This is a genomic window from Companilactobacillus sp. HBUAS56275, from assembly GCF_036913655.1.
Lineage (GTDB): Bacteria > Bacillota > Bacilli > Lactobacillales > Lactobacillaceae > Companilactobacillus > Companilactobacillus pullicola.
This window is the reverse complement of record NZ_JAYKKK010000002.1, coordinates 269,228-293,739: the sequence shown is the minus strand read 5'-3', so window position 1 is coordinate 293,739 and position 24,512 is coordinate 269,228. Positions and strand designations below refer to the sequence as shown.

Genomic DNA, 24,512 nt, shown 5'->3' with positions numbered 1-24,512 from the left:
CCACAATTTTTTTATCTATCAAGTTGAATTATTCGATCAAACATTGACTTCTCTTGTTCGGAAATCTTATGTGCCACCTCAATAACGGCGACTTGCGAATTCTTCAATATCGTATTGTGGACTTCTAATGACAATTTAGGATCTAAGGCACTGGTTGCCTCATCTGCCAACAGAATTGGACGTTTGGATAATAATGCGCGGGCTATTTCAATTCTTTGAATTTGTCCACCTGAAAGATTGGCTCCACTTTCCCCAACTTGATAATTCCAACCTTTTTCTTGAACTAAATCAGCTAAGCCAGCCTGTTCAGCTATTTGTTCTAATTCTGAATCATCTGCTTGTCTCCCCAGAGTTATATTAAATCTTAATGTATCATCGAAAATAAACGGTTTCTGATTTACATAACTAAAACTATCATGGGCTTTTTGCCAATTTCCAGTTACATCATTCTTATCGATATAAATTTCTCCATCACTAGGTTGGAGTTTCCCAAGAATCAATCTCAACAGTGTGGTTTTCCCCCAACCACTTGGCGCCATCAATAAAACTTTTTCACTCGGTTGTACTGAAAGCTCTAAGTTCGAGAATAAAGTCTTATCCTGCAACTTATAAGTTAGATTATCAACATTTAGACCAGTGAATTCAGCATTATTTGCTGGAGTTGGCTTCGTCTCATTAAATTCCAAGGCCTGTTCAATTTTATCCCACATGGGCTTAGTTGATTTAATTGAATTAATCTGTTGGAAAATATTGATTACTGGATTTACAAAATCATTGGAAAGTTGAACGACCATAACCAAAGTACCAGCACCAATCTGACCTTGAAACATTAGAATGGCTCCGACTAAAAATGGAACGATGAAACTGAATATTTCTGCGACTGCCATAATAATTTCACCCGCAACGGCCTGAGTGTAATTCAGATTTTTCAGTGCTGTTTCCATTCTTTTAGCGCCATCAACCACTCTACCAACGATTGGAATCTGGACATCGTACAAATCAGCGGTTGCGGCACCATTTAAGCCATCACTAACATTTTGAGTATAGCTAGCATTAGCTTTTTCCCAAATCTCTGATTTAGATTGAATCTGTTTAGTGAAAAATTTCTGAACAAATCCTGGTATTATCGTTGTAACGATGAAAAGTAAGGTTAAGATCCAGGAATTAAGCAAACCAACTGCGACTGAGACTACAAAGGACATAAACTCGGTAACGATAGTTAGTTCGTTTAGAATTTTTAAAGTTTCGATTTGCTTAACGTCATTAGTCATCAGACTCAAGCCATCTTTTTGTGAGTCATCCTGTTGCTCAATAAGATAAGCCATCGTCTTTGCTTTCAAATGGATCTTGATATCTTTGACAATATCAAATTTGAGGTAACGATAGGCAAAGTTGAAAAACATAATTAAAATGATTGCCAGAGCACCACCAATCGCAACGGCTGTTAATTGTTTGATACTTCCCTGACGATATTGAGCCATATTCAACATAATCTTAGTAATATACGCGATGACTACATTTCCAAAGGCATACACGATTGATAACAAGAAATACAATATCAGTTTACCTTTGGAAGTAAATCGTAATGATAAATTTGCCATAGTTCCCCTTTTCCAAATATCATGACGAGAGATATTCCACTTTATTCAACAACCAAGTATTAAAAATATCTAATAATCGATATCCCCACAAATATTAATATATAAATATTTTCTTGATTTATTTATACATTCTACTACTCGATAATTAGAATTAAAACAACTATATTAAATTTATTTTAATCATGCATAGAATAAAAAAAAGCAAACCTCTACGGATTTGCCTTTTTAGTTTAGAGGACCAAATGTAAAGTGAGTTGCACTTAATCCATATCCAATATTTAAATCTCGTAACTCCTTTTGAGTAGGATCATTCAATTTATCTTTTACATATTGATAGAGAACCCTATTATTTCTGGGTAATCCCATAGGAACAATGTGATTATCGTGATAGCTCTGATAAATATCAACACATACCTCGACTTCTTTTGCACCAACCACCAATTTTTGAGCAGCTTTCAAGAGAGAATCCTTGTATTCCTTCGGCTGTTCAGAAAGGTTTTCATTATATGCAGCATCAATTAAATTAAATAACTTTTTGTTTTCCATACTCACACTCCAATTCTATTTTCTATACATATTAAAAAATTTACGTTCATACAGAGTTTTCTAACGTTAATATTCTTTCTAATTCATTTCTTAATGCCACATTATAATTAATTATTGAAAATAATTACGCGAGGTATCTTATGAAAAACAAAATATTACCAATAACAAAATTGTTCCTACTAGCTATAGCATTAATCATTTTTGACCTTCTCATATCAGGGTCAATTTTAAGACAGCTGAATTTAGATAAGGTTTTATATCTTAGTTTATTCAAAACAACCGAATTGGCCTTTGGCATTATTGCCAATCTTTTATTCTTTCATCAAAGAATTTACTGGAAATTAAATATAGGCAAAAAAACTATTTTTATTGCTTCAATCATCATACTGATTTTAATACTATTATCGGTCAGTCATTTTCAGCGCATTCCGCTTTCATTACTAAATGGAATATTAGCAGCAATCCCAGAAGAATATATATTCAGAGGCATTGTTTTAACTAGTTTACTAACTATTTTCAAAGATAAATTAACGACTAAAAATGTTCTCTTCTGTATAATTATAGCTTCATTTTTATTTAGCATTTGTCATTTAGAGAATCTTCGTACGCATAGTCTCACTTTAACTTTGATTCAAGTCGTACAAACCTTTGGAATGGGTCTTATGTTCTGCAGTCTTTATGTTCGAAAAGGCAGTTTAGCGCTCCCCATCTTTATCCACTTTACAATCGATTATTCCATCTCTCTTTTTAACTCAACTGCTAATAATTCAACAGACCCAATTGATCTAATAATCGGACTTGTTCTTCCTTTAACTACTTATGTAGTTCTAGCCATCATTGTATTAAGACCATTTCATCCATCAAATTGGAACTTGACAGATGAATTTTTTTAATTTGAATTCAGATTTTAAAAATTATGAAAATAACAAAAAAGCCTTAAAACCTTAGTTGGAGGTTTAAAGGCTTTTTTAGAATGCCCTTATGAGACAACACAAATAATAATTTTCGATTTCTACTAAAATATAAGTCAATTATATATAGTTAGAGTTCAAAATAAAATGTTTCTATTTTTTATTATAATCAATCACTAAACTCATAATTAATTTTTATCCAACAACTTATCCTTATAGTACTTAAAGAAAGTTTCTTTTCCTGTAATAATAGTTGTCTTTCCGCTCATTCCATAATGGATCTGAGGAGCAATACTAGGCTCACTTTTAGCCTCTGCAGTCACAATATAATATGTTCCTTTATTCACTGGGACAGGAGCAACACTGATATTATTAATCACTCCATCAATAAGGATTGGTCTCGGTACATTACGAGTTATTTCTAACCGCATATGTTGACCCTTTTTTATAGATGAAATCTCTCTAGAAGAGACATAACTTTGCAGTTTTAATGTATTACCTCTTCTCAAAATCGGATATATTTCAGCTATTTCAGAACCAGCTCCAACATATTTAGCACCTTTTACCGATTGATTATTCATATGGATAACACCTGACTTTTTGGCCTTAATATATGAGTTATCTTTTAAATCATCCAGTTCTTTTAAATTAGATTTCAAATTTCTACTTTGACTTTTTAATTTAACCAATTCTTCTGAAATACTTTTTAACTGCTCATTTTGCAAAGACTCTAATTTGGTGTTATTCGAATCAACATTATACTTACTATCATCGAAATCCTTCAAAGAATCTTTCTGTTCACTGACATTACTTATTTCATCATTGATACTATCAATTTGTTGTCGCAAATTATTTAAGTAACTATTCTTAACAGATGCTTTAGAATCAGTATCAGAAGCACTTTTTAATTCGGCACTATAACCATCATACAAGTAACCATAACTAGCATTAGAAGCATAACTTTTACCATTTTTTATGGCATCAAAAATACTCTGATAGGATTTTAATTCATTTTCCTTTTGCTTTAAATTACTATCATATAAATTCGTCAGCTGCTTAATTTTTCCGTTGGAAAAAGAAGATTTATCTTGTAACATCTGACTTTCAATACCATAAATATTTCTTTGATTTATATAACTTTTCAATAAATTTCGATATCCAAATTTATCATCACCATCAAAAGTATCTTGATTAGATTCAACACCCCTTTGAAAGATTTGTAGACTGGCAATTTGATCATTTATATCCTTTTGTTGATCCTGAACATTATTAATCTTAATATCATTCCCAGTATTCTTATAAGAAAGTAAAATATCTCCCTTTTTTACGTATTTTCCTTCAGATAAATAGTTTTTTTGAATTGCACTATTAGAAGGTGACTGAATGATAGGTATATTTTGTCTACTGCCAAGATCTCCAAAAGATTCAATTGTAACTTCACGTTTCATGAAAAAAGAAAAGACAACCACTAAAAGAAACAAACAAGAGATGGGAATTATCAACAAACTGGAAAAGTTATTAAACCTTTTATTATAGAATTCACTGCTCTCTAAAAATTTTTTATTCATTATAACTTCCCCTAATTATTCAAAAGATCAAAATAATAACCTTTCTTATTTACTAACTCTTGGTGATTTCCTTTTTCTACAATTCTCCCTTTATCCAATACCACAATATTGTCTGTCTTTTTTGCGATGGACAGTCTATGAGCAATAAAAATAACTGTCAATCCTTTGATCTTCATCAAATTATTCATAATATTATTTTCGGTTATCGAATCTAACCCACTGGTAGATTCATCAAATATTAATACCTTGGCTGGAGACAGTAACGCCCTAGCAATAGTGATTCTTTGTTTTTGTCCACCAGATAATGTATTACCGTTTTCGTCCAAAACAGTTTCAAATTGCAACGGCATTTTTTCAATATCTTCATCTATTTGGGCAATTTTACATGCTTCTAAAATATCTTCATTACTAATATTTTCTCTATTTCCCAAAGTTAAATTCTCTAGAATACTTCCTGAAAAAACGTATGGTGACTGAGGTATATAATTAATAAATCCTCTCAGTACATGTTTATCAATATTCTGAACATTGTGTTCATTAATAGAAACTTCACCCTTGTTAGGTTTGAAGAAATCTACCAATAATTTAACTAACGTTGATTTACCAGACCCACTCATTCCTACAATAGTTACTTTTTCACCAGAATGAATATTTAAATTAATATCATTTAAAACATTCTCTCCATATCCATAACTATAATCAACGTTTTTCAATTTGATATCTCCTACTAATAGGGTAGAGTTTTTAACCGAACGATTTTCTTTGAATTCAGAATTAACTAAATAAACTTCATTCAACCTATTATTAGCAACTTTGGCTGATTGTAATTTGGGTTGTAAATTAATAATATTCTGTAAAGGATTAACAAAATATGTAAGTAACGCATTATAAGTCATCAATTGTCCAACGGACAATCGATTCTTAGTTACCATAAGAGCTCCAACCCACAATACAACTACACTTAAAACTAATTGAATAAATAGCTTTAATGCCTGTTGTAATGTGTCGGCCTTTATATAACTCAAACTTTTCTTTAAATAATCCACAAATTCACTATCGATTTTAGAGTAACGCTGATTTTCACTGGTTAGGGCTTTGATTGTTTCAATTCCATGAATATCTTCAATGATTGAAGAATTCAAAACTGAACCACTTTCCATTTCTTTTTGATTTAACCTTTCAAAAGGTTTGGAAAATACCCAAATTATTACTACATAAACGGGTAAAGAAATAAGAGTTATTAAAAATAATGTTCCATTTTGAATTGCCAAAACGGTTCCCATAATAATTACAATTCCCACATCCAAAAATATAGAAATTATCGTACTTGCTAAAGCATCAATAATCTTATTGGCATCATTAAACCTAGAAACAATCTCTCCTGTTTTTCTAGTAGCAAAAAAATCCATGGGTAACTCAAAAATATGACGAATATACCCCAAAATAATATCGATAGAAAGCCTCTGACCCAGTATTGATAATAGAAAATCTCTAGAATAAGTAAACATAGACTGAAAAATATAAAGAATAATTAATCCTAGAGAAATGATTGCTAGGGTATTGTTCATATTATTAGGAATATATGTATCGATGACAGTCTGTAAGAAATAGGATCCTAGAATACTAATAATGGTTATCAAAAATGCTGCCAAAATGATATTGACTACTAATCTTTTTTGTTTAAAAAGAACAGGGACAAATGAGAAAAGAGATCCATTTTTATCAATCTTCTCAGGTTTATATTCTGAAGTAGGTACAAAAAATAATGCTACCCCAGTCCATTGAGAAGCAAAATCGTTATAACTCATTTTTTTTATCTTAACTGTTGGATCTGGATCTGCAATCAAGATATACTTTTGAGTACACCCCAAAACCACATAATAATGTTCAATCGCTTTATCCTTTATTACATGGGCTATAAAAGGATATGGGATATTTTTTTCTTCAAATAAACGCATATCTGCTTGAATCGCTTTAGTCTCAAAATGAAGCTTTTGGGCCGCCTTCACTAAACCTAAAGCTGTTGTTCCTTCTTTATTTGTTTTGGCGATATTCCTTAACCTTGCAATAGAATATTTAGATCCATAGTTTTTTAAAATCATTGCCAATGCGGCTACACCGCAATCATTTTCATCAACCTGTGCTATATATATATTTTTTTTAAACATTAATATCTATTCCCTTGTTTAGTATCCTTTTATATTCTCTCATTCATTAACATTTAATAAATAATTTAAATATTAACGTTAACTATATGGTATTAACGTTAATAAAAGCCTCCGCACAGCAGGTGGTTTTTGTTTCGCACGCTTTAGTGCTCTCAACTAGACCTAAAAAAGTCCTGACACTATTTACACAGTATCAGGACTTACACATATTTATTTAAAAAGGTTACTCACTTCTGAGGACCTTCTGTATGATACATTGCACTGAATATTATTATCTAAATACAATATCCTATTGTGCAGGTCATATGACACTACTCTATCCTTATTAATTAAATAGCTCTTATCTACTCTTAATAAATTATTATATTTAGACTCCAATAAATTCAAATTTCCTGGAAAAGAAGTGCTACGACTGTCAGCCTCTAAACTTACTTTACCCGGAAATTGTTTTTTAGTATATAGCAAGACTACTTCTTTCATAGGAACAGAAAAATATCTAGATCCAATCTTGTATCCAAAAATTTTCTCCCTTTGATAAAGTGAATTCACATAATAATTTTTTGCCAATTCAATATCTTGTATAATACGTTTCTTCACAAAATCCAGTTTATTATCTTTTAATATATAATCCATTGGTGATATCTTTCTTTCTAATGTTAAAAAAGAAAGTTCTTCATGAGTTGTTAGAAAAACTATCTTTGCATCTTGCATTTTTTTTCTAACGTTTTCCGCAATTTTTAATCCAGCTTTAATATCATCTCCAACTTCCATATCTAAAAAGAATAATCCATATTGCTCTTTCACAAAAGCACGATTAAATGACTCAACACTACTAGTCTCAATTAGCTTAATAGAATAATCATTAATCATAATAATATTATTAATGATATTTTTATAATATTCTCTTTGACTATCGTTATCTTCGAATAGGTATATTGAAAACATTTTAACTACACTTCCAATACAATTAAAGTAATTCTTAAAAATTTGTCCTTTATTTCCGTATCTAAAAAAAGATTAGAATTTCTATTTATGATTTCAGAAACATTAGCTAAGCCAGTGCCTCGGTTCTTTCCTTTTGTTGAATATCCTTTTTTAAACATGCTTCTTATATCTATAAGGTGATTGATTGGATTCTCTACTGAAACTTCAATAGTATCTTGGCTTTTTATAAAGGCGACTCTAACTTCCCTCTTATCGCCACTAACAGCTTCTTCAATGCTATTATCCAAAAGAATTCCGACCACTCTTATAATCTCCAGCAAGTTTTTAGTAAACTTTATGCAATCATCTACTATTTCTATATTCATTTTAATATTATTAGATCTTGCTTTAAAAAACTTTTGAATAATCAATCCCCTTACAGGCTCGTTTGCAATTCTTTTCAATCCCAAGATGGCCTTTCCATCTAAATCCGAAACAAATTCCTTTTGCTGAATAAGCCCTTTATAAATATCATCATAATCTTTATTCATATTTTTTTTAGAATTGGTATTTATAGAAAGCATTATATTTTTAAAATCATGTTTAAATTTTCTCAAATCATCATATTGCTCTTGAATATTAGTAAGATATTCACGCATTTGTCTATTCTGCTCAATATCATTAATAGTTTTTTGCCTAATAGAAAATGACTGCACTAGTTCAACCATCTGCCAACATAAAAGAAATGCAAAAAACATAAAAGAAAATAATATTGTCACGTTCATTAAATAAGTAATCCCTTGAATATTACCAACGAAAAGTATAATTTCAAAAGACAAAAAAATGGACATTAACATTAGAAAAAACTTATTATTTAATTTTAAAGATAATATTTTTTCCTCAACTTCATTTACCTTTGTATAATTTTCTCTTATCAATTTAACAATTATTAAAACAAATATAATATTAACAAATGAAGATAAAATGCTTCTAAAACTATGACTAACAAAGAAAGAACTGATATTAAATAATTTTGATAGGATTAAATAAATCAAATTCGTAAAGACTTCACATAATAAAGACAACATCATTTGAATAACGACAGAAAATATAATTAAGTTTATATTTCCTTTATCAAAATTTATCTTTTTTTGTTTAATTGAATTCCATATAATAAAAAACATTAAAAATAAAATATAACTATAATCTTCAAATAGTAGGCTTATTAGCCCCCAAAATAACGAATATATAGCATATCTATTCATTAAATGTACATTACTTTTAGCGATCAACTGTTGATACAGTAGAAAACATAAAAAAATAAATATTGAATCAATAAAATATTCAACTGGTATCGGTAACGTAATCATTTTAAATTATTTCTTAATCCATTCATTAAGCAAATTTTTTATAAAGGCATTGGACCTTTTTCCAAAACTTTTCTCTTCAGACAGTTCATTAATAAATTCAGAAGATACGCTCTCTTGTAATTTTCCACCCGAAATATTTTTTAATTCCTTTATTGATATTGTTTTAAACATATAATTTTTCCTCCCATTGAAAATAAGCATTATAAATATACTACGATAAATTTAATATATCAATTTTAATTACAAAAAATAATATGGCTTCAAAAAATTGATACTTTTTGAAGCCATATTATTTTATTTACCAAAATCTATGATGTTCATTAAATCCCTTAATAAAATCATTATACCAATGTCCTCCGACTACTGACAAAAGTCTCTGATCATCAATATCATTAAACATATTCAAATTCCTACCAAATTGACTATCCATTGATAATATCCTCGATTCATTTTCAATTTCTTAATTAAAAGAAAAATGGAACAAAAGTTAACCCAACTAACGTAGCTCTTCCAAGAGTATGAGCAAGCTTATTAAATCCGCCATTTGTTTTACCTAATTCTTTATTAGATACGATTTCGTACTTATTCAAATTATTCATCATTTTAATTCTCTCCTTTTTTAATCAAAAAATTAATGTTAAAAGTTTAAAAACCACCAATACTAATGCTACAATTCTATGTTTGTTATCTAATTTACTATATGGTGTAAATTGTATTTTTTTCATATTAAGAATTAATACCTAGTCCCCTATAAACCCCTGAACAAAACTTCCAACGGCATCCCCAATATGTGTCCAAACACTTTGTTTCTTACCTCTTCCACCAATTACCTTATTCAATTGAGATTCATTGATAGCTGTAAATTTGACATTCTCCATAATAGCGCTTCCAATCTATGCTTTTTTATGATAATATCCTTACCACAACTTCATTATAAGAATCTATAGGAAAATAGATTCAAAAAAATATTAACGTTAGATTTTTTCATATTATCGAAAACTATAGAAAATCAAATAAACAATATATTCTTCAAAATTTATCTTATACATGGTTTCCTCAAAATATTTTTAATATCATTCATCTCTTACTCCACAACAATTAAATTTGTTTTATCTTTTAATTCAAAAGAATATGGAAGTTACCAACTTATAATGAACAAAATAAATCAAAAAAGCTCTTAAAATCATTAGATGGGATTAATCTAACAACTTTAAGAGCTTTTTTGAATATTGTTACTTAACTAACGACGAGGCATTCTTTCAAACAAACTATAAAACTGAGATTTGTCATTAAAGTTAGCTCGATTTCTACCATTAAGTCCTGATCTCTTCGAAAGGTCACCCAATTCAATTAAAAGGTTATCCTCATCCCTAGAAAAATGAACGCGACCAAAAGCTTCCATGTATATGTAATTTACTAGTCTACTCAACCAAGCTTCGGGATTATCAACTATGTCCAGTTTCACATAAACCTGACTTAACACATCTGTTATATTCAACAAATAAGGTGATTGGTCTGGGTGTTTGTGTAGAGAATCATACAACTCATGAATGACTTTCCTTGTCTTATCTATATCTAACATAAGCATCTCCTTTTATAAATTAATTGGCGAACCAAGTCAGTATCGACATGAATCCTTTATATTTGTTAGCATCGTTTTGTAAAAATTGTGATAGTTCAACAATTGATTTAGGTGCTTTCAAATTATGTGTAAGTGTATAAGTACTAATAGAGTGTTCCAATTTAGTAGCTACTATATTTTCAGCGTTACCTTTATCTAATTTACTTTGCGCATTTCGTAAAATCTCTGTTAGTTCCCCATCATTTTGTACAGCCTTATCATCCAAAGCTGTAGTTATTAAATCTTCTAACTTCAATTTTCGATTTTTTAACATCAATATCCCCCAATTCTTAGTTCAAATAACTATTGTTGAAACCTATATATCCTAAGTTAGTACCGATAGGTTTCATTTTAATCAAAATCGGATTGACCACATCATAGAAGTGAGAGGCATCTGGCGTTAAACCCTTATTTCTCAAATCCAATTGTTGAAAACTAACAATTATTTGATTAAGCACGGCCACAGTATATCTGCCCTTTTCTAAATCTGCCTTGGCCAAGAGACCAATTTTGCGTTCATCATCTGAAATATTGGGATTCAAGACAAAATCATAAAGCTCACTTAACAAAACTTGCTCTTCTTCATTCTTGTTAGACATGGTTGACTCCTCTTTCTTAGTTATTTCACATAATAATTGTAATTCTATTTTCAAATTTTCTGTGAAAAACATCCCCGAATGTATCTTTTAATATCCTCAATGAAAAAATTGGTATTGGTCAACTCATCTTTTCATTGTTAGGATATAAATATACTTTTTCCACTGGGGGAGTGATGGCAATGATTACTGTGGATACTCGATTGTATATCTTGGAGATATTCTTATCATATCTATTTTACTTTTTGGCATTCAGTACTATTTACAATATGAAGTTAATTCCACTTTATAAAAAGATACTCTTTCTTCCCACTTTTTATTTTGCTGCCATTCTAATTGCCACATTTCTCAACGATACTGTTTATTTAGTACTACTGACAGTCATTTACTTCTCTCTGAAAAACAAAAACTCCAACAAATACTATCTCGTGAATTCCATACTATTGGCACTATTATTCGAATTCACTTCCTCAACGGTTGCTTCTGTAATTCTTACAAAAATTTATCTTATTCACAAAATGAACGATTTAATATTAATGACTGGTATGCTTTTAATTCAGCTCATTATATTGCTAACAATTATTTTTATATTCAAGAAATCACATTTGAATCGTATCGTTCAAAATTTTAACTCACCATCACTGACCATCATCCTGACCTATTCATCCATGGTTATAATTGCCTTCATGTACTTCATACAAAAGTTCAAAGCCTATTTAGATCTGACAACAGGTATTCTGATTTTTTTAATCGTTCAAGGAATTGCAATCACCTTCATTTTTATTCATGAAAATAATCGTCAAAAAGAAATTTACGAAAAGAAACTAATGTCCGAACAGCTAGACAATTTAAGCGATTATACCAAGCAACTCGACAGTGACCAAAAGGAAATGCACAAATTTCGACACGATTATAAAAATATTCTTAATAGTTTAAATGAAATTGCTGTTGCCAATGACAACAATGATTTAAAAGATTCTTTAAAGGAATTAGAAGGTTATTCAACCAAATACTTCAGTAATATTTCCATGGATGACTTTAAGGATCTAGAATATGTTTCCAATCCTTATATCAAGTCACTCTTGATCAGCAAGTTAAAGACGATTAAAGCGAACAATATTGACTGCTACTTTGAATGTAAAACTAATATCAGTAATGTGAATATCAATATTTTTGACCTAATAAGGTTAATGGGGGTCAGCATCGACAACGCTATTGAAGCAGTTAAGGAGCAAAATGACGGTAAAATCCAAATTATTTTAATCAATACTGACGGACAATTGGAAATTACGATTAAAAACACCATCATCAAACCAATCGCTGTTGCCAAAATTGATCAATATGGCTTTTCGTCTAAAGAAAATCACGACGGGCTGGGTATGGTCAATATTCAAGATATCAAGAAGAAATACAATAACCTGTTGATCTATTACAATACCATCAACAATTGGTTCAGCATGCAAATTGCTATCACAAAATTAGGAGGCAAAAAATGAGTTATCCCATCGTTATCTGTGAAGATAATCCAATTGAATTAAAACAACTTAATACCTTAATTGAGAACTACCTCCTCTTTCATAATAATTTTTTTGATATTGCATGTACTGCTCAAAAACCACAAGATGTCCTAAAGTACTTGCAAACATCCCAACCACATCGTGGAACTTACTTTTTGGATATCGATTTACAGGCCAATATTGACGGTATCGATCTAGCCGAAAAAATCCGTGCATCCGATATAGAAGCCAGTATTATTTTCACTACTACACATGAAGAATTGGCTCCCGAAACATTGAAACGAAAAGTTGGCGCCATTGCTTTTATTGAGAAACAACAAAAGCTTGAAGCCTATCGTGATAATATTTATGACATACTTGCTTATATCGAAAAGTTGATAAAAAAATCAGTTGAATATCACCAACAGAATTTCATTTTTGAAATTGGTACACAAATATTCAATTTTAATCAAACTGAAGTCTTCTCAATTGAGTCTTCCAAAATTCCTCATCAATTAATTTTCATATCTAATAATGGGCAATACGAGTTTTATGGGAAACTCAATGAACTGGAGAAAAAGTATTCTTTTCTATTTAGGATCAGTCGCTCCTGCCTTATTAATCCAACTAATATCAGACAGATTGATTTTCCATCCCGTCAGACACTACTAAAAAATGGCACCACTAAAAAATTTTCCATGGGTAAAGCTACCAAATTAAAGAAAAAACTCCAATCAATAACCAATGTCTAAACAAAAGAGACTTGAGCAATTACACTCAAATCTCTTTTTTTCATTTATTTTTGTCTAAAAGTTTGGGACTAATATAGAGTCCAAATATTTGAACAAATGGAGCAATCATAAACATCGAAAACATCACCTTAAACAATTGAGCGTAATCTAAATCGAACAACGGCAAACCATCAATCAAGTTAAAAACAATTCCTGTCACAACATCTATAAGAATCACAATAGCCATACTTATCCAATCTTTCATGGGTATACTCATCTTTTTGATCTTACTAAGCATAGTCATCCCTCCACAATATTTTTAAAGAGCTCTGATATATATCTTTCTAATTGTATTCTATCAAGATTCAATTCAACTTTGTTAACAATGTCTCAATCAATAGTTTTCGGTGTCCTGAATGGAAAACTAAATATATTCAATATTTTAATGTCCTTAATTTGAATTACTCCAAGGAATATTTTTTATGGGCTTTCTTCCTAAACCGTCTCTTTTGATGTCTTAAACAGGATTTAAAACCTAATAGCTTTACTCAAGAGTTGATTTGAACATAATTATGACATTTGATAAAAAATATCTGCATTTTGTAATATCTTACTAATAGATCAACAATTGCTATTTACAACTTTAAACAAATAAGGAGATTCTTCCTTCAATTTTTTCAGAATCATAAATTTAATATAACCAATGGGAGACATTTTTCATGATAGTAATAAGCATCATCGGAACTATAATTGATTCCTTTTTTTCCAGTCTAATCCTCTTCTATATTTTCATTAGTCTTTACTATGAAAAACAGATTTTTACTTGGAAAAAGTCGTTAATATTTCTTTTTCTCTTTATATACGCTCTCTTTGTGGAATATTTTTTACCTAATTGGATGATTGTTTCTCTTTTTATCATCATGTACCTATTACTTAATGAAAAAGGAGCAATGAATTATTACCTTATAAATACAATTATAATAACTGCCTCATTAGCATTATCATCATCGGTGATTAGTTCATCAGTGATTATTTATCTTAATAGAATATTTATTTTAAATGAACAACTATTAATTTTAATTGATTGTATAACTTGTTTTTTACTGGCATCCTTATTTATCTTTTTATTCCGATATTTCAAACTCTCTAATTTTATAGGAAAACAAAAGGATTTAAAACTTAGCTTCTTACTGGCATATCTATACATATCGTTATTTCTATTTATGACTCTAATTCAGCATTTTAAAGCTTACAAAGAATTAATTATTGCGATTATACTATTTTTGATAATACAGACAATATTGACCTTTCTATATACATCCGCTGAGATTAAGAATCAGAAAGAAAATCAAAAAAGGGAATTACTTGTCGAACAAATAAATAATCTAAGGTCGTACACTAATCAGCTGGATGTCGATCAGAAAAACATGCATAAATTCAAACACGATTATAGAAATATAATTCTTAGTCTCGAGGAACTTACTAAATCCGAAAGTAATGATGAATTAAAAGAAACATTAAACAAATTGAATATTTACTCCAATGACTATTTTGAAAATACATCCATGAATTTTTACAAAGATTTAGAATATATTTCTAATCCATATATAAAGAGCTTATTCATTAGTAAATTCAAAGAAATGAAAACTCTCAATATAGACTACAAATTTGAATGCAAAACAGAAATAAATCAATTAAAAATAAATATATTTGATTTTGTTAGACTGCTGGGAAACATAATAGACAATGCAATTGAAGAAGTTCAAAACCAACGTCACGGAAAAATTAAAATAACGTCGATAAACAATGACAACCAAATAACTTTCTTAATCGATAACACTATCAGGAATTCTGAAAAAACCAATATTTCTCTCATGAAGAATTCTGGATTTACTACAAAGAAAAAGCATGAAGGACTGGGTTTATCCAATATTGAAGAATTAAAAAAGCAAAATTCCAATTTGATGATTAACTACCAGAGAGAAGACAACTACTTTCATGTCCAAATAATACTTACGAATGAATAGGAGAATTTTATGACTTATCCAATAATTGTGTGTGAGGATGATAAAACTCAATTAAAAAACATTACTGTCATGCTTGAGAATTATATTATGTTTCACGACGAACCATTGATAATGGAATTATCCGCCGAAACTCCTAATCAAGTAATTACTCATCTTATCAATAAAAAAATATCTCGAGGTATTTATTTTTTAGATATTGATTTAGGTACAAAAATAGACGGTATCGAACTCGCTAAGAAAATCAGAAAGATTGATGTCCAAGCAAATATTATTTTCACAACTACACATGATGAAATGGCTCCAATAACGTTAAAAAATCGAGTCGGTGCTATTGATTTTATCGATAAAGATGTTGAACTAACTACGTACCGCGACAATATATACAGCGCATTAAAGTATGCTGAGAATATAACTAACCGATCAATGATACAAGAGAGTACTAATTTTACATTCGAAATTGGTAATCAAATGTTTAATTTCGACAAGTCAGAAATCATATTGATAGAGACGTCGCAAATTCCACATAGATTAAACCTGGAAACAATCAATGGAAATTATGAGTTCTATGATAAAATCGCTAACTTAGAAAAAAAGTATCCATTTCTACTACGCTTAAATCGTTCCTGTTTAATAAATCCATTAAACATTAGGAAAGCCGATTTTCCCAGTAGAAAAATCACATTCAAAAACGAATCTACATATAAATTTCCATTAGGCAAAAGTAGAAAAATAAAATCTTCAATTAGATCCGCTTTATATCACGGTGCTTAAGACATAAAATCAGCCCATCCAAGACATTTCACCCCTAGCTGATTATCCAGTTGCTAGAATTGTCAGTATAAAGAAGCAATTATTATGGATATGGGGTGAATATCATGAAATATATTTTAGGAACATTATTCATTATTATCGGTATTTGGCAAATGTTTGCCACAACAAAGTACTTTAAGGAAATCAAAACAAATGGCAATAAAACTACCTCACCATTTTCACTCATAGCACTTTGGTTCTCCTTAGTTCTATCAATTATTTTCATCTTCATTGGACTTGCAGCATTTTTCAACTGGTTCTAAATCTTCATTACATAAGGACGTAATAATGCCGAAAAAAGTATTACAGCTAATGCTATTTCTACTATTACCAATTTTCATTCAATTAAACGCTCTACCAATGATTGGCAAATCGGGTAACATAGTCTTTTCATTAATTATGTTTGGTGTTATTTTGTATGTGCTAATGCGGATTATCAAGAAATACAAGTTACCATTGATACGTAGGAAGTTTGATTGGAGAGCACTGTTACTTACCATTTTCTTAACCGTAATCTGTGAGGTCATTTCATTATTACTCAACTACCTCAATCAATTAGTCACCAAAACACAACCCGATCCCCTAATCATGGCACGCTTATCTAACAAATCCATTTGGATCATAATTGTAACCATGTTGACGATCAACATAACTGGACCAATCCTAGAAGAATTGACTATGAGAGGAATAATTTTTCAATATTCAGCCGATATCTTTAATTCCAGAATAGTTGGTGCAATCATTTCTTCGATTGTTTTTGCTCTCCTCCATGACGAAGGAATAATACTTTCAATAAATTACTTTATCACTAGTATTCTTTTAACCTTTATCTTCGAGAAAACTAAAAATATTTACAGTAATATTCTTTCACACCAACTACTAAATGTAATATCGACAATCTTATTCTTTCTATAAATGAAGCATCATAAGGAGGTGACAAAACAAATGGGTAAACTAACTTGGTTCGCAACTGGCAAAGATCGTGGTGACGAAGCAATCTCTATCATTGATAACTTGCTCAATGACATAGACAACGACACCACCAGACAACCTTTACAAGAGGTATTAATCGAATTCAAAGATGAACTAGAAAAAAGAGAATCGGCCGTTCCCTACATTTTAAGTAGAATGAACATATCAATTTCTAACGCTCTTCATAAAAACAAAATTTCATTAACTAAAGAGCAACAAGCAAAACTACAACAATTAACTCAATTATCAAATATAAGATACGGTTACTAAAACAAACGACGTCTATTCAGATTACCCAATCCACAAAACTTAGAGTGAATTGAGATTCTTGAATAGACGTCGTTTTTAATTCTAGGTTTAGAAACAGAATCTAGTCTTCCGCAAAAAATCTGTGGGCCCTCAGTAGCGAAATCCTACTTAGCTTGCGAAGCAAGGTTAGTAGAAGACCGAGCTTGGAGATCCATGATTTTGCACGAAGTGTAAAATTATTAGCTTCAAGTCGTGTCCGCTACGTTCCAGCGGCCCACAGATTTTTTGCGGAAGACGGCATATTTCCAACAATTTTATATACTTTACCAACTAAAAAAGACCCCAAAACTGAGGCCTTCTTTTGTTTCTATTTTCTATATTTGTCCAACATCAACTGAAACTTCGTTGGATAACTTGGTATCTAAAAATTTTTGAATATCTTTGTAAGACATATTGAAATTCATTTCCACTTGTTGTGGTCTCTTTGTGTTGAAAATAACTGCTACTTTTGGCTTACTACCTTGCAACTCGATTGGTATCAAGGTTACATGAATGATCTGGGAGTAATCCAAAACACCCGAATAGAATCCGTTGATGACGATTTTCTTCGAACCAATTCCTCCAACACCATTCATAATATTAAGTAACATGAATAAAGCAACCATGATGATGTAAGATAATTGATTTGTTGGTGAGAAAAGTAGCCAAGCTCCAATGAAGGCAGCGAAGATCAGCGATGAAACCTTATAAATTGATTTGATTTCAATTTGGGACTGCCAATACACATTGAAGGCTGCACCAAGGAAAAAGATGATATCAACTATTATTAAAATTACATTCATTTGACTTTATCCCTTTTCTTAAAAATTTAAAATATTATTCCTTACCATTTCCATTACCCCTATATTGTATCGTAACCGTGTGACAAATACATGAAGTTGCGTGCGAGAAACGAAAAATTGTTCATTTGTACAGAAATAATTGTTTATTGATATCATTATTGGCACCAAATTATTAACCTAAATTGACACCGAACCCTAGAAAACACCGCTTTTAATATTCTTTTGTTAAGTTGTCCTAATTATTAAGTTTACTGGGTTTAAAAGACACCTCTAACATGATATTATATGTTGAGAATAAAAAGGGGGAGAAAAGCTTGAGTGAAAAAAATAAAAAACACGAAAGCCTAATTCATTACGCTAACGGCCCTTCCTTGGAAGAAATTAATGATACCGTTGATGTTCCGACAGACGCAGGTTTCTTTAAAACATTGTTAGCATATAGTGGACCAGGTGCCTTGGTCGCCGTGGGTTACATGGATCCCGGTAACTGGGTTACATCCATCGCCGGTGGTGCCCAATTCAAATACAAATTACTATCCGTTATCCTGATTTCTAGTTTAATTGCGATGCTTCTACAATACATGTCAGCTAAACTAGGTATCGTGACCGGAAGAGATTTGGCACAACTAACGAGAGATCGAACTAGTCGAGTCGGAGGATTCTGTTTATGGATCATTACCGAATTGGCTATCATGGCAACCGATATTGCCGAGATCATTGGTTCAGCGATTGCCTTAAAATTGCTATTTAATATACCGGTCCTATGGGGCGTTATCATCACGGCCTTTGATGTTCTATTATTATTGGTCTTGATGAAACTAGGATTCAGAAAAATTGAAGCTATTGTAGCCACACTTATTATGGTTATTCTATTAGTTTTCTTGTACGAAGTTATTTTGGCTAAACCAGATGTTGGTCAAATGATGGTTGGATTCGTTCCCGACCCTAAGATTTTACAAAATCAAAGTATGCTTTACCTATCATTAGGTATTGTTGGTGCAACGGTTATGCCTCATAACTTGTACTTGCACTCATCCATTTCACAAGCTAGAAAATACGACCGCGATGATCCAAAGAGTGTTCACCAAGCCGTTAGATTCTCAACTTGGGATTCAAATATCCAATTAACACTGGCCTTTGTTGTTAATACATTGCTATTACTACTAGGTGCCGCATTATTCTATGGAACAAACAGTGATCTAGGTCGTTTCGTTGACTTGTTCAATGCCCTCCAAGATCCAAAAGTTGCCGGTGCTGTTGCCAGTCCTGTACTAAGTATCTTGTTCGCCGTTGCCCTATTGGCATCTGGTCAAAACTCAACTATTACTGGTACACTTTCTGGACAGATCGTTATGGAAGGTTTCATCCACATGAAGATGAAGCTCTGGGCAAGACGTGTTATTACTCGTCTTCTATCCATCATTCCAGTTATCACCTTTGCTATTATTTTCCACGGTAACGAAGCCAAGATCGAATCACTTTTGACATTCTCGCAAGTATTCTTGAGTGTCGCCCTACCATTTTCGATCTTCCCATTGATCAAATTCTCCAGTAACAAGAAACTTATGGGTGAATTTGCCAATAACAAATTTATTGAATATCTAGGTTACTTTGTTGCGATAGTTCTAACCATCTTAAACATTTGGTTGATCTATACAACATTTGTACCAACAGCTTAAAAATAAAAAAGCAGTTTCTTCGAAAATGAAGAAACTGCTTTTTTGGTTACTCTTTATATCAAAATGGAAGTATACTTCCATTTTCTTTTTCAATACTCAATTGTAAATCAATCCCCTAATCTGGTATCATTTACCCAACAATACAAATAGAAAGCAAGGAATACTGATTGAATGCATTAGTAAATATGTATGGTCCATTCTTTGATCTTCATAACTGGGCAACCGTTATTGAATCGGGGGAAGATTGGTTAGTTATCTTATCATTGGTAGTCATGGAGTGTATGTTGTCAGTCGACAATGCGGTGGTTTTAGCTGCCCAAACACAGTCACTACCTAACAAAGTGGAACAGGAGAAGTCATTATTCTACGGACTTTTTGGTGCTTACATTTTTAGATTTTTAGTTATCGGTGTCGGAGTTTACCTGATTAATTTCTGGTGGATCAAAGTCTTCGGTGCTGCTTACCTATTCTATCTCTTCTTGAACCATTTCTTTTTCAGTAAGAATAAAAAAGTGGAAGTTCCAACTGAACCTAAAAAGGAAAACATGTTTGAAAAGCACCTACACATTTCCAAATTCTGGCAAGTTGTTATTTCAATTGAGTTGATGGATATTGTCTTCTCAATCGACTCAGTTTTAGCTTCTCTTGCCATTTCTAGCAACCCAGTAATCGTTCTAATTGGTGGTATGATAGGTATCTTAGCCATGAGAGGGATCGCCGAATTGATTATGGGCTTAATGAGCAAGATCCCAGAATTAAACGGAATGGCTTACTTCCTGATTATGTTCATTTCGGTAAAATTATTCTTGTCGATCCCGGCAATTGATATCGAAATACCTAATCTAGTCTTCGTAGGCGTTTTAATCGGTGCTATCATCGTTACCCTAATTATTCATGTTATCAACAATAATAGAGCTCCCAAGAGCAATAAAAAATAGCCTCCGTCAGGAAGCTATTTTTTATTCTGTAATTTAGAATGTTTCAAACTGTAAGTGAAGTAAACAACAATTCCAATTAAGATCCAAACTCCAACACTAATTTTGAAAATAGCTGGTAACATCAATAAGAAGTACAAACTTGCTATTCCGGCAAAAATTGGTAGGAATGGATACCAAGGCATTTTGAATCCATTGTTAGGAATGTCCTTACGATGGCGTAACGGAATAATACCAAAAGAAATAAAGACGAAAGCCAATAAGGTTCCGGCGTTGATCAATGATGTTAGTTCTGTTAACGGAACTAATCCGGCAAAGAATGCTTGAACGACTGTCGCTACTAAAATTGCATTCTTTGGAACTGAGTATTTGAAGTCTACTTCACCCATCTTTTTAGGCAATAAACCATCGCGGCCCAAAGCATAAACTAGACGAGAGCCACCAAAGAACATCGTCAACAATGATGTGAAGATACCGACTAAGGCTCCAATGGTAATCAGTTTATTCCAAGTATCCAGATGTACGACTTTCAACGCATAAGCTGCGGGATCATCAACATTTAAGTCTTTATAATTAACGATTCCGGTCAAAACAAGTGAGAAGGAAACGTACAAGATCACTGCGACAATAACTGTTCCCAAAATCCCTTTAACCATATCCTTCTTAGGATTAATGGTTTCCGCTGAATTGGCTGCCAATGCATCAAATCCAACGAAAGCAAAGAAGACAGTGGCGCAGGCTGTGGAAATTCCACCTAATCCAAATGGCGATGTGTGGAATTCTTTAGGATAAAATGGCACATAATTGCTGGTCTTAATATAGAAGAAACCGACCACAACGAAAAGTACGATAATCGCTACCTTAATAACAACAGCCACGTTTTCGACTTTCTTAGAAAGACTGGCACCATGAGAAATTATGATTGCTATCAACAAAACGATTAGCGTCGCAGAAATGTTGATTCCGCCACCTTCCATGGGACCTGCTGACAAGAACTTTGGTAGATGTACTCCAAAAGCTCCCAAAATATTGTTGTTAAAGTAGGATGCAAAACCAACTGCTTCTGCGGAAACAGTTAAGAAGTATTCCAAAATTAAAGCCCAACCTAGAATCCAGCCGACTATTTCACCGTAAATGATACAACCGAATGAATAAGCCGAACCTGCGACAGGCATTGCCGAAGAAAACTCCGCATAAGCCATGCCGACTAATCCGGAAACTAACGCTGCAATCAAGAAGGCAATTGCTACTGCTGGACCAGCATGTAACGCCGCTTCATGTCCTGGTAAGATGAAAATACCAGTTCCGATTACAGCTCCAATCCCAAGTGACAAGAGATCTCTTGCACCTAAACTTCTTGTTAGTCTCGAATCCGCTTTGATATATGTGTCGACGGATTCTTTTTTAAAGACATTCTTCATAAATATCGCTCCTTAAATTACCTAAAATAGAACAGTAATTTACATTAAGCCTAAATTTTACTACAATTTTTTTCATAAAAAAAGATTATTTGTATACTAATCCTATACACAAGTATAGTTGTCGCTTACACATAAAAATAATGATTAGCCAAACAAAAAAATGTAGGAAAACATCAAGTAATAGATGTCCCTCCTACATTTTTGCTATCAATCTTTGCCGTCAATACGATATTTTGTTGGTGCATAGCCGGTATACTTTTTAAAGGTCTGACTAAAATAACTCAATCTCGTAAAACCGAGTGCATCTGAAATTTCATTAATGCTATCATCTGACTCTTTTAGTAGAATCATCGCTTTTTGAATCTTCCGAGCATTTAAATATACTGAAAAACTCAAACCTGTTTCCCTCTTAAACAGTTTGCTGAAATAATAATCTGACAAATAGACTTTTCCTGCGACCTGATCCAGTGTCAGGCGCTTATCTAAATTATTATCAATAAATTCAATTGCAGAAATGATTGATTCGTTTGAAGTCGACAAGTGTCTGATTCTTTTCAATGCGCCACTCTCATCATTATCAAGATCATCAATGGCCTCATCGACATCCAACGAATATTTAATGATAAAATCATCAATACCTCTCTCTTTGATGATCAATTTAGAAACGTTTTCGAATAAGTATCGTAAGTACTCAGCCTGTTGCCTCAGCTTTTGCATTACCACGATATTACTCGGATCAGAGTTAATTGTATCCCGAGCAACTCCAATCTTGCCTATCCGTTGGTTGATCACAGCTATTCGTAATGGGGCATCGGCGTACTCCATATCATACTTATATTTATTGACACTCAACTTTGACAAATCTTTTATTTTATTCGCCTTCGTCAGTTCACTCTTTTTTGTTAGCTTACCAAAAATTCCAGCCTGTAAATGATCCTCATTGTTCAACACAAAAATAGCTATATCATTAGTCTGTGCATATGATTGCAACAGATGGATCAATAACTTATCACTACTAGATAATAAAGACTGCAAATCAAATTCTTCCATAATTGTTAGCCAACCAATCTACAATATTTAAATATTTGAATTTAGATATTCCATTAGCACTACAGCGTCATTATGTTCTTCATCTTTTGCACTATATAATATCAGTACATCCTGTGTCTGAAGAGCCTCTTTTAAGGCCTTTAAAAAATCTTTTGTATATGGATTATTGTTAATCTCATCCAAATATTTATTTTTGAACTCTAAATATTTTTCTGGATCATGTCCAAACCATTTACGCAATTCTGCTGATGGGGCTATCTCTTTTGCCCATAAATCAAGGTTTGCACGTACTTTAGACATGCCACGTGGCCAAAGTCGATCTACCAAAACCCGATACCCTGCTGGTAGGTCCTTGTCGTAAATACGTTTCATAACTAATTTAGTCATTTTAACATCCTCTTCTTTACCAAGTTAATTGTATCACATAATATACGGTTACATTTTACTTACTTTTTGCCAAAATTAGCACTCGACAATTAAGAGTGCTAAATTCTTGAACTTCCAAAATTCAGGTTCTATACTGTATTTGTAATGAAGGGAAAGGAAGTAACGAGATATGGCAAATGAAATTATGGATCGTAACGATTTAATGAGAAACTGGTTCAATGGTGACTCTTGGATGAATAATTTTCCATCTATATTTGACAATAATTTCCCAGAAGATTCAACATTAAAAACAGATATTACAGAAAATAATCAAAATTATGAAGTACACGTTGATCTTCCAGCAGTTGATAAGAAAGACATTGATATCACTTACAATGACAATGTTCTAACAATCAGTGGTCACCGTGACAGTTTCACCGATCATAATGATAAAGATGGCGACGTGATCATGTCTGAGCGTTCAAGCGGCCGTTTCATGAGACAATACAGATTGCCACAAGTTGACCAAGATAATATCAAAGCTACATATGACAAAGGTGTTTTGGAAATTACCCTTCCAAAGGTAAATAAGGAAGTTGACTCCGAACATCACATCGAAATCGACTAAA

Annotated in this window: 29 protein-coding genes; 11 read left to right on the top strand and 18 right to left on the bottom strand. The window is 31.8% G+C overall.

Annotated elements, in window-relative coordinates; all coding sequences use genetic code 11:
• Positions 1–11 precede the first annotated feature (11 nt).
• Both U8526_RS04990 and U8526_RS04985 read right to left on the bottom strand, forming a co-directional pair.
• The gene (locus tag U8526_RS04990; RefSeq protein WP_334340865.1) at positions 12–1,601 is read right to left on the bottom strand and encodes an ABC transporter ATP-binding protein; all 1,590 of its coding nucleotides are present in this window, start codon (positions 1,599–1,601) and stop codon (positions 12–14) included.
• A gap of 225 nt (positions 1,602–1,826) precedes the next feature.
• Positions 1,827–2,147, bottom strand: a complete 321-nt coding sequence (locus tag U8526_RS04985; RefSeq protein WP_334340864.1) for a bacteriocin immunity protein — start codon at positions 2,145–2,147, stop codon at positions 1,827–1,829.
• A gap of 140 nt (positions 2,148–2,287) precedes the next feature.
• Here U8526_RS04985 and U8526_RS04980 point away from each other — a divergent pair, with 140 nt between their 5' ends.
• Positions 2,288–3,040 (top strand): CPBP family intramembrane glutamic endopeptidase, encoded by a 753-nt coding sequence (locus U8526_RS04980; RefSeq protein ID WP_334340863.1) that lies wholly within the window; start codon positions 2,288–2,290, stop codon positions 3,038–3,040.
• A 206-nt stretch (positions 3,041–3,246) separates the two neighbouring features.
• Here the strand turns inward: U8526_RS04980 and U8526_RS04975 are convergent, their stop codons facing one another.
• The 11 genes from U8526_RS04975 to U8526_RS04925 all read right to left on the bottom strand — a co-directional run bounded on the left by U8526_RS04975 (position 3,247) and on the right by U8526_RS04925 (position 11,308).
• Entirely contained in the window at positions 3,247–4,626 is a 1,380-nt protein-coding gene (locus U8526_RS04975) for a bacteriocin secretion accessory protein (protein ID WP_334340862.1), read from the bottom strand.
• Positions 4,627–4,637: 11 nt separating this feature from the next.
• The gene (locus tag U8526_RS04970; RefSeq protein WP_334340861.1) at positions 4,638–6,794 is read right to left on the bottom strand and encodes a peptide cleavage/export ABC transporter; all 2,157 of its coding nucleotides are present in this window, start codon (positions 6,792–6,794) and stop codon (positions 4,638–4,640) included.
• Between the two features lie 210 nt (positions 6,795–7,004).
• Entirely contained in the window at positions 7,005–7,739 is a 735-nt protein-coding gene (locus U8526_RS04965; protein WP_334340860.1) for a response regulator transcription factor, read from the bottom strand.
• Positions 7,740–7,744: 5 nt separating this feature from the next.
• Positions 7,745–9,088 carry a sensor histidine kinase gene (locus U8526_RS04960; RefSeq protein ID WP_334340859.1) on the bottom strand — a complete coding sequence of 448 codons (1,344 nt, stop codon included), beginning with the start codon at positions 9,086–9,088 and terminating at the stop codon, positions 7,745–7,747.
• 6 nt (positions 9,089–9,094) lie between these two features.
• Entirely contained in the window at positions 9,095–9,259 is a 165-nt protein-coding gene (locus tag U8526_RS04955; protein ID WP_334340858.1) for a bacteriocin, read from the bottom strand.
• Positions 9,260–9,386: 127 nt separating this feature from the next.
• Positions 9,387–9,518 carry a hypothetical protein gene (locus U8526_RS04950; RefSeq protein ID WP_334340857.1) on the bottom strand — a complete coding sequence of 44 codons (132 nt, stop codon included), beginning with the start codon at positions 9,516–9,518 and terminating at the stop codon, positions 9,387–9,389.
• Between the two features lie 34 nt (positions 9,519–9,552).
• On the bottom strand, positions 9,553–9,690 hold the full coding sequence (locus U8526_RS04945; RefSeq protein WP_334340856.1) for a hypothetical protein: 138 nt from the start codon (positions 9,688–9,690) through the stop codon (positions 9,553–9,555).
• A gap of 138 nt (positions 9,691–9,828) precedes the next feature.
• Positions 9,829–9,966, bottom strand: coding sequence for a hypothetical protein (locus U8526_RS04940; RefSeq protein WP_334340855.1), 138 nt, complete (start codon positions 9,964–9,966; stop codon positions 9,829–9,831).
• Positions 9,967–10,328: 362 nt separating this feature from the next.
• On the bottom strand, positions 10,329–10,670 hold the full coding sequence (locus U8526_RS04935; RefSeq protein ID WP_334340854.1) for a bacteriocin immunity protein: 342 nt from the start codon (positions 10,668–10,670) through the stop codon (positions 10,329–10,331).
• Positions 10,671–10,689: 19 nt separating this feature from the next.
• Positions 10,690–10,983: a bacteriocin immunity protein gene (locus U8526_RS04930; protein ID WP_334340853.1), complete on the bottom strand. Its 294-nt coding sequence runs from the start codon at positions 10,981–10,983 to the stop codon at positions 10,690–10,692.
• Positions 10,984–10,999: 16 nt separating this feature from the next.
• Complete coding sequence (locus tag U8526_RS04925) at positions 11,000–11,308, bottom strand: bacteriocin immunity protein (RefSeq protein WP_334340852.1); 309 nt, start codon at positions 11,306–11,308, stop codon at positions 11,000–11,002.
• Positions 11,309–11,910: 602 nt separating this feature from the next.
• Here U8526_RS04925 and U8526_RS04920 point away from each other — a divergent pair.
• Positions 11,911–12,801 (top strand): sensor histidine kinase, encoded by an 891-nt coding sequence (locus U8526_RS04920; protein ID WP_334340851.1) that lies wholly within the window; start codon positions 11,911–11,913, stop codon positions 12,799–12,801.
• On the top strand, positions 12,798–13,553 hold the full coding sequence (locus U8526_RS04915) for a LytR/AlgR family response regulator transcription factor (RefSeq protein ID WP_334340850.1): 756 nt from the start codon (positions 12,798–12,800) through the stop codon (positions 13,551–13,553). The genes U8526_RS04920 and U8526_RS04915 overlap by 4 nt, the downstream gene beginning before the upstream one ends.
• Positions 13,554–13,593: 40 nt before the next feature.
• Here the strand turns inward: U8526_RS04915 and U8526_RS04910 are convergent, their stop codons facing one another.
• Positions 13,594–13,830, bottom strand: coding sequence for a hypothetical protein (locus U8526_RS04910; RefSeq protein WP_334340849.1), 237 nt, complete (start codon positions 13,828–13,830; stop codon positions 13,594–13,596).
• Between the two features lie 421 nt (positions 13,831–14,251).
• Between U8526_RS04910 and U8526_RS04905 the strand changes: the two genes are divergently transcribed.
• The 5 genes from U8526_RS04905 to U8526_RS04885 all read left to right on the top strand — a co-directional run bounded on the left by U8526_RS04905 (position 14,252) and on the right by U8526_RS04885 (position 17,611).
• A complete protein-coding gene (locus U8526_RS04905) occupies positions 14,252–15,559 on the top strand; it encodes a sensor histidine kinase (RefSeq protein WP_334340848.1) in 1,308 nt (435 codons plus the stop codon).
• A gap of 9 nt (positions 15,560–15,568) precedes the next feature.
• A complete protein-coding gene (locus U8526_RS04900) occupies positions 15,569–16,330 on the top strand; it encodes a DNA-binding response regulator (RefSeq protein WP_334340847.1) in 762 nt (253 codons plus the stop codon).
• Between the two features lie 104 nt (positions 16,331–16,434).
• Positions 16,435–16,632 carry a hypothetical protein gene (locus U8526_RS04895; protein ID WP_334340846.1) on the top strand — a complete coding sequence of 66 codons (198 nt, stop codon included), beginning with the start codon at positions 16,435–16,437 and terminating at the stop codon, positions 16,630–16,632.
• A gap of 25 nt (positions 16,633–16,657) precedes the next feature.
• Positions 16,658–17,284 (top strand): CPBP family intramembrane glutamic endopeptidase, encoded by a 627-nt coding sequence (locus U8526_RS04890; protein ID WP_334340845.1) that lies wholly within the window; start codon positions 16,658–16,660, stop codon positions 17,282–17,284.
• A 30-nt stretch (positions 17,285–17,314) separates the two neighbouring features.
• Positions 17,315–17,611: a bacteriocin immunity protein gene (locus U8526_RS04885; protein WP_334340844.1), complete on the top strand. Its 297-nt coding sequence runs from the start codon at positions 17,315–17,317 to the stop codon at positions 17,609–17,611.
• 353 nt (positions 17,612–17,964) lie between these two features.
• Here the strand turns inward: U8526_RS04885 and U8526_RS04880 are convergent, their stop codons facing one another.
• Positions 17,965–18,432, bottom strand: a complete 468-nt coding sequence (locus U8526_RS04880; RefSeq protein WP_334340843.1) for a hypothetical protein — start codon at positions 18,430–18,432, stop codon at positions 17,965–17,967.
• 314 nt (positions 18,433–18,746) lie between these two features.
• On the opposite strand from U8526_RS04880, the gene U8526_RS04875 reads away from it, so the two are divergent.
• Positions 18,747–20,111, top strand: a complete 1,365-nt coding sequence (locus U8526_RS04875; RefSeq protein ID WP_334340842.1) for an Nramp family divalent metal transporter — start codon at positions 18,747–18,749, stop codon at positions 20,109–20,111.
• 185 nt (positions 20,112–20,296) lie between these two features.
• Entirely contained in the window at positions 20,297–21,049 is a 753-nt protein-coding gene (locus U8526_RS04870) for a TerC family protein (protein WP_442886212.1), read from the top strand.
• A gap of 14 nt (positions 21,050–21,063) precedes the next feature.
• On the opposite strand, the gene U8526_RS04865 is transcribed toward U8526_RS04870, so the two are convergent.
• From U8526_RS04865 to U8526_RS04855, 3 genes are all read right to left on the bottom strand, one after another.
• The gene (locus U8526_RS04865; RefSeq protein ID WP_334340840.1) at positions 21,064–22,467 is read right to left on the bottom strand and encodes an APC family permease; all 1,404 of its coding nucleotides are present in this window, start codon (positions 22,465–22,467) and stop codon (positions 21,064–21,066) included.
• Positions 22,468–22,674: 207 nt separating this feature from the next.
• Positions 22,675–23,517, bottom strand: coding sequence for a helix-turn-helix domain-containing protein (locus tag U8526_RS04860; protein ID WP_334340839.1), 843 nt, complete (start codon positions 23,515–23,517; stop codon positions 22,675–22,677).
• Positions 23,518–23,544: 27 nt separating this feature from the next.
• Positions 23,545–23,904, bottom strand: a complete 360-nt coding sequence (locus U8526_RS04855) for a DUF488 domain-containing protein (RefSeq protein ID WP_334340838.1) — start codon at positions 23,902–23,904, stop codon at positions 23,545–23,547.
• Positions 23,905–24,073: 169 nt separating this feature from the next.
• Between U8526_RS04855 and U8526_RS04850 the strand changes: the two genes are divergently transcribed.
• Positions 24,074–24,511, top strand: coding sequence for an Hsp20/alpha crystallin family protein (locus U8526_RS04850; protein WP_334340837.1), 438 nt, complete (start codon positions 24,074–24,076; stop codon positions 24,509–24,511).
• Position 24,512 lies beyond the last annotated feature (1 nt).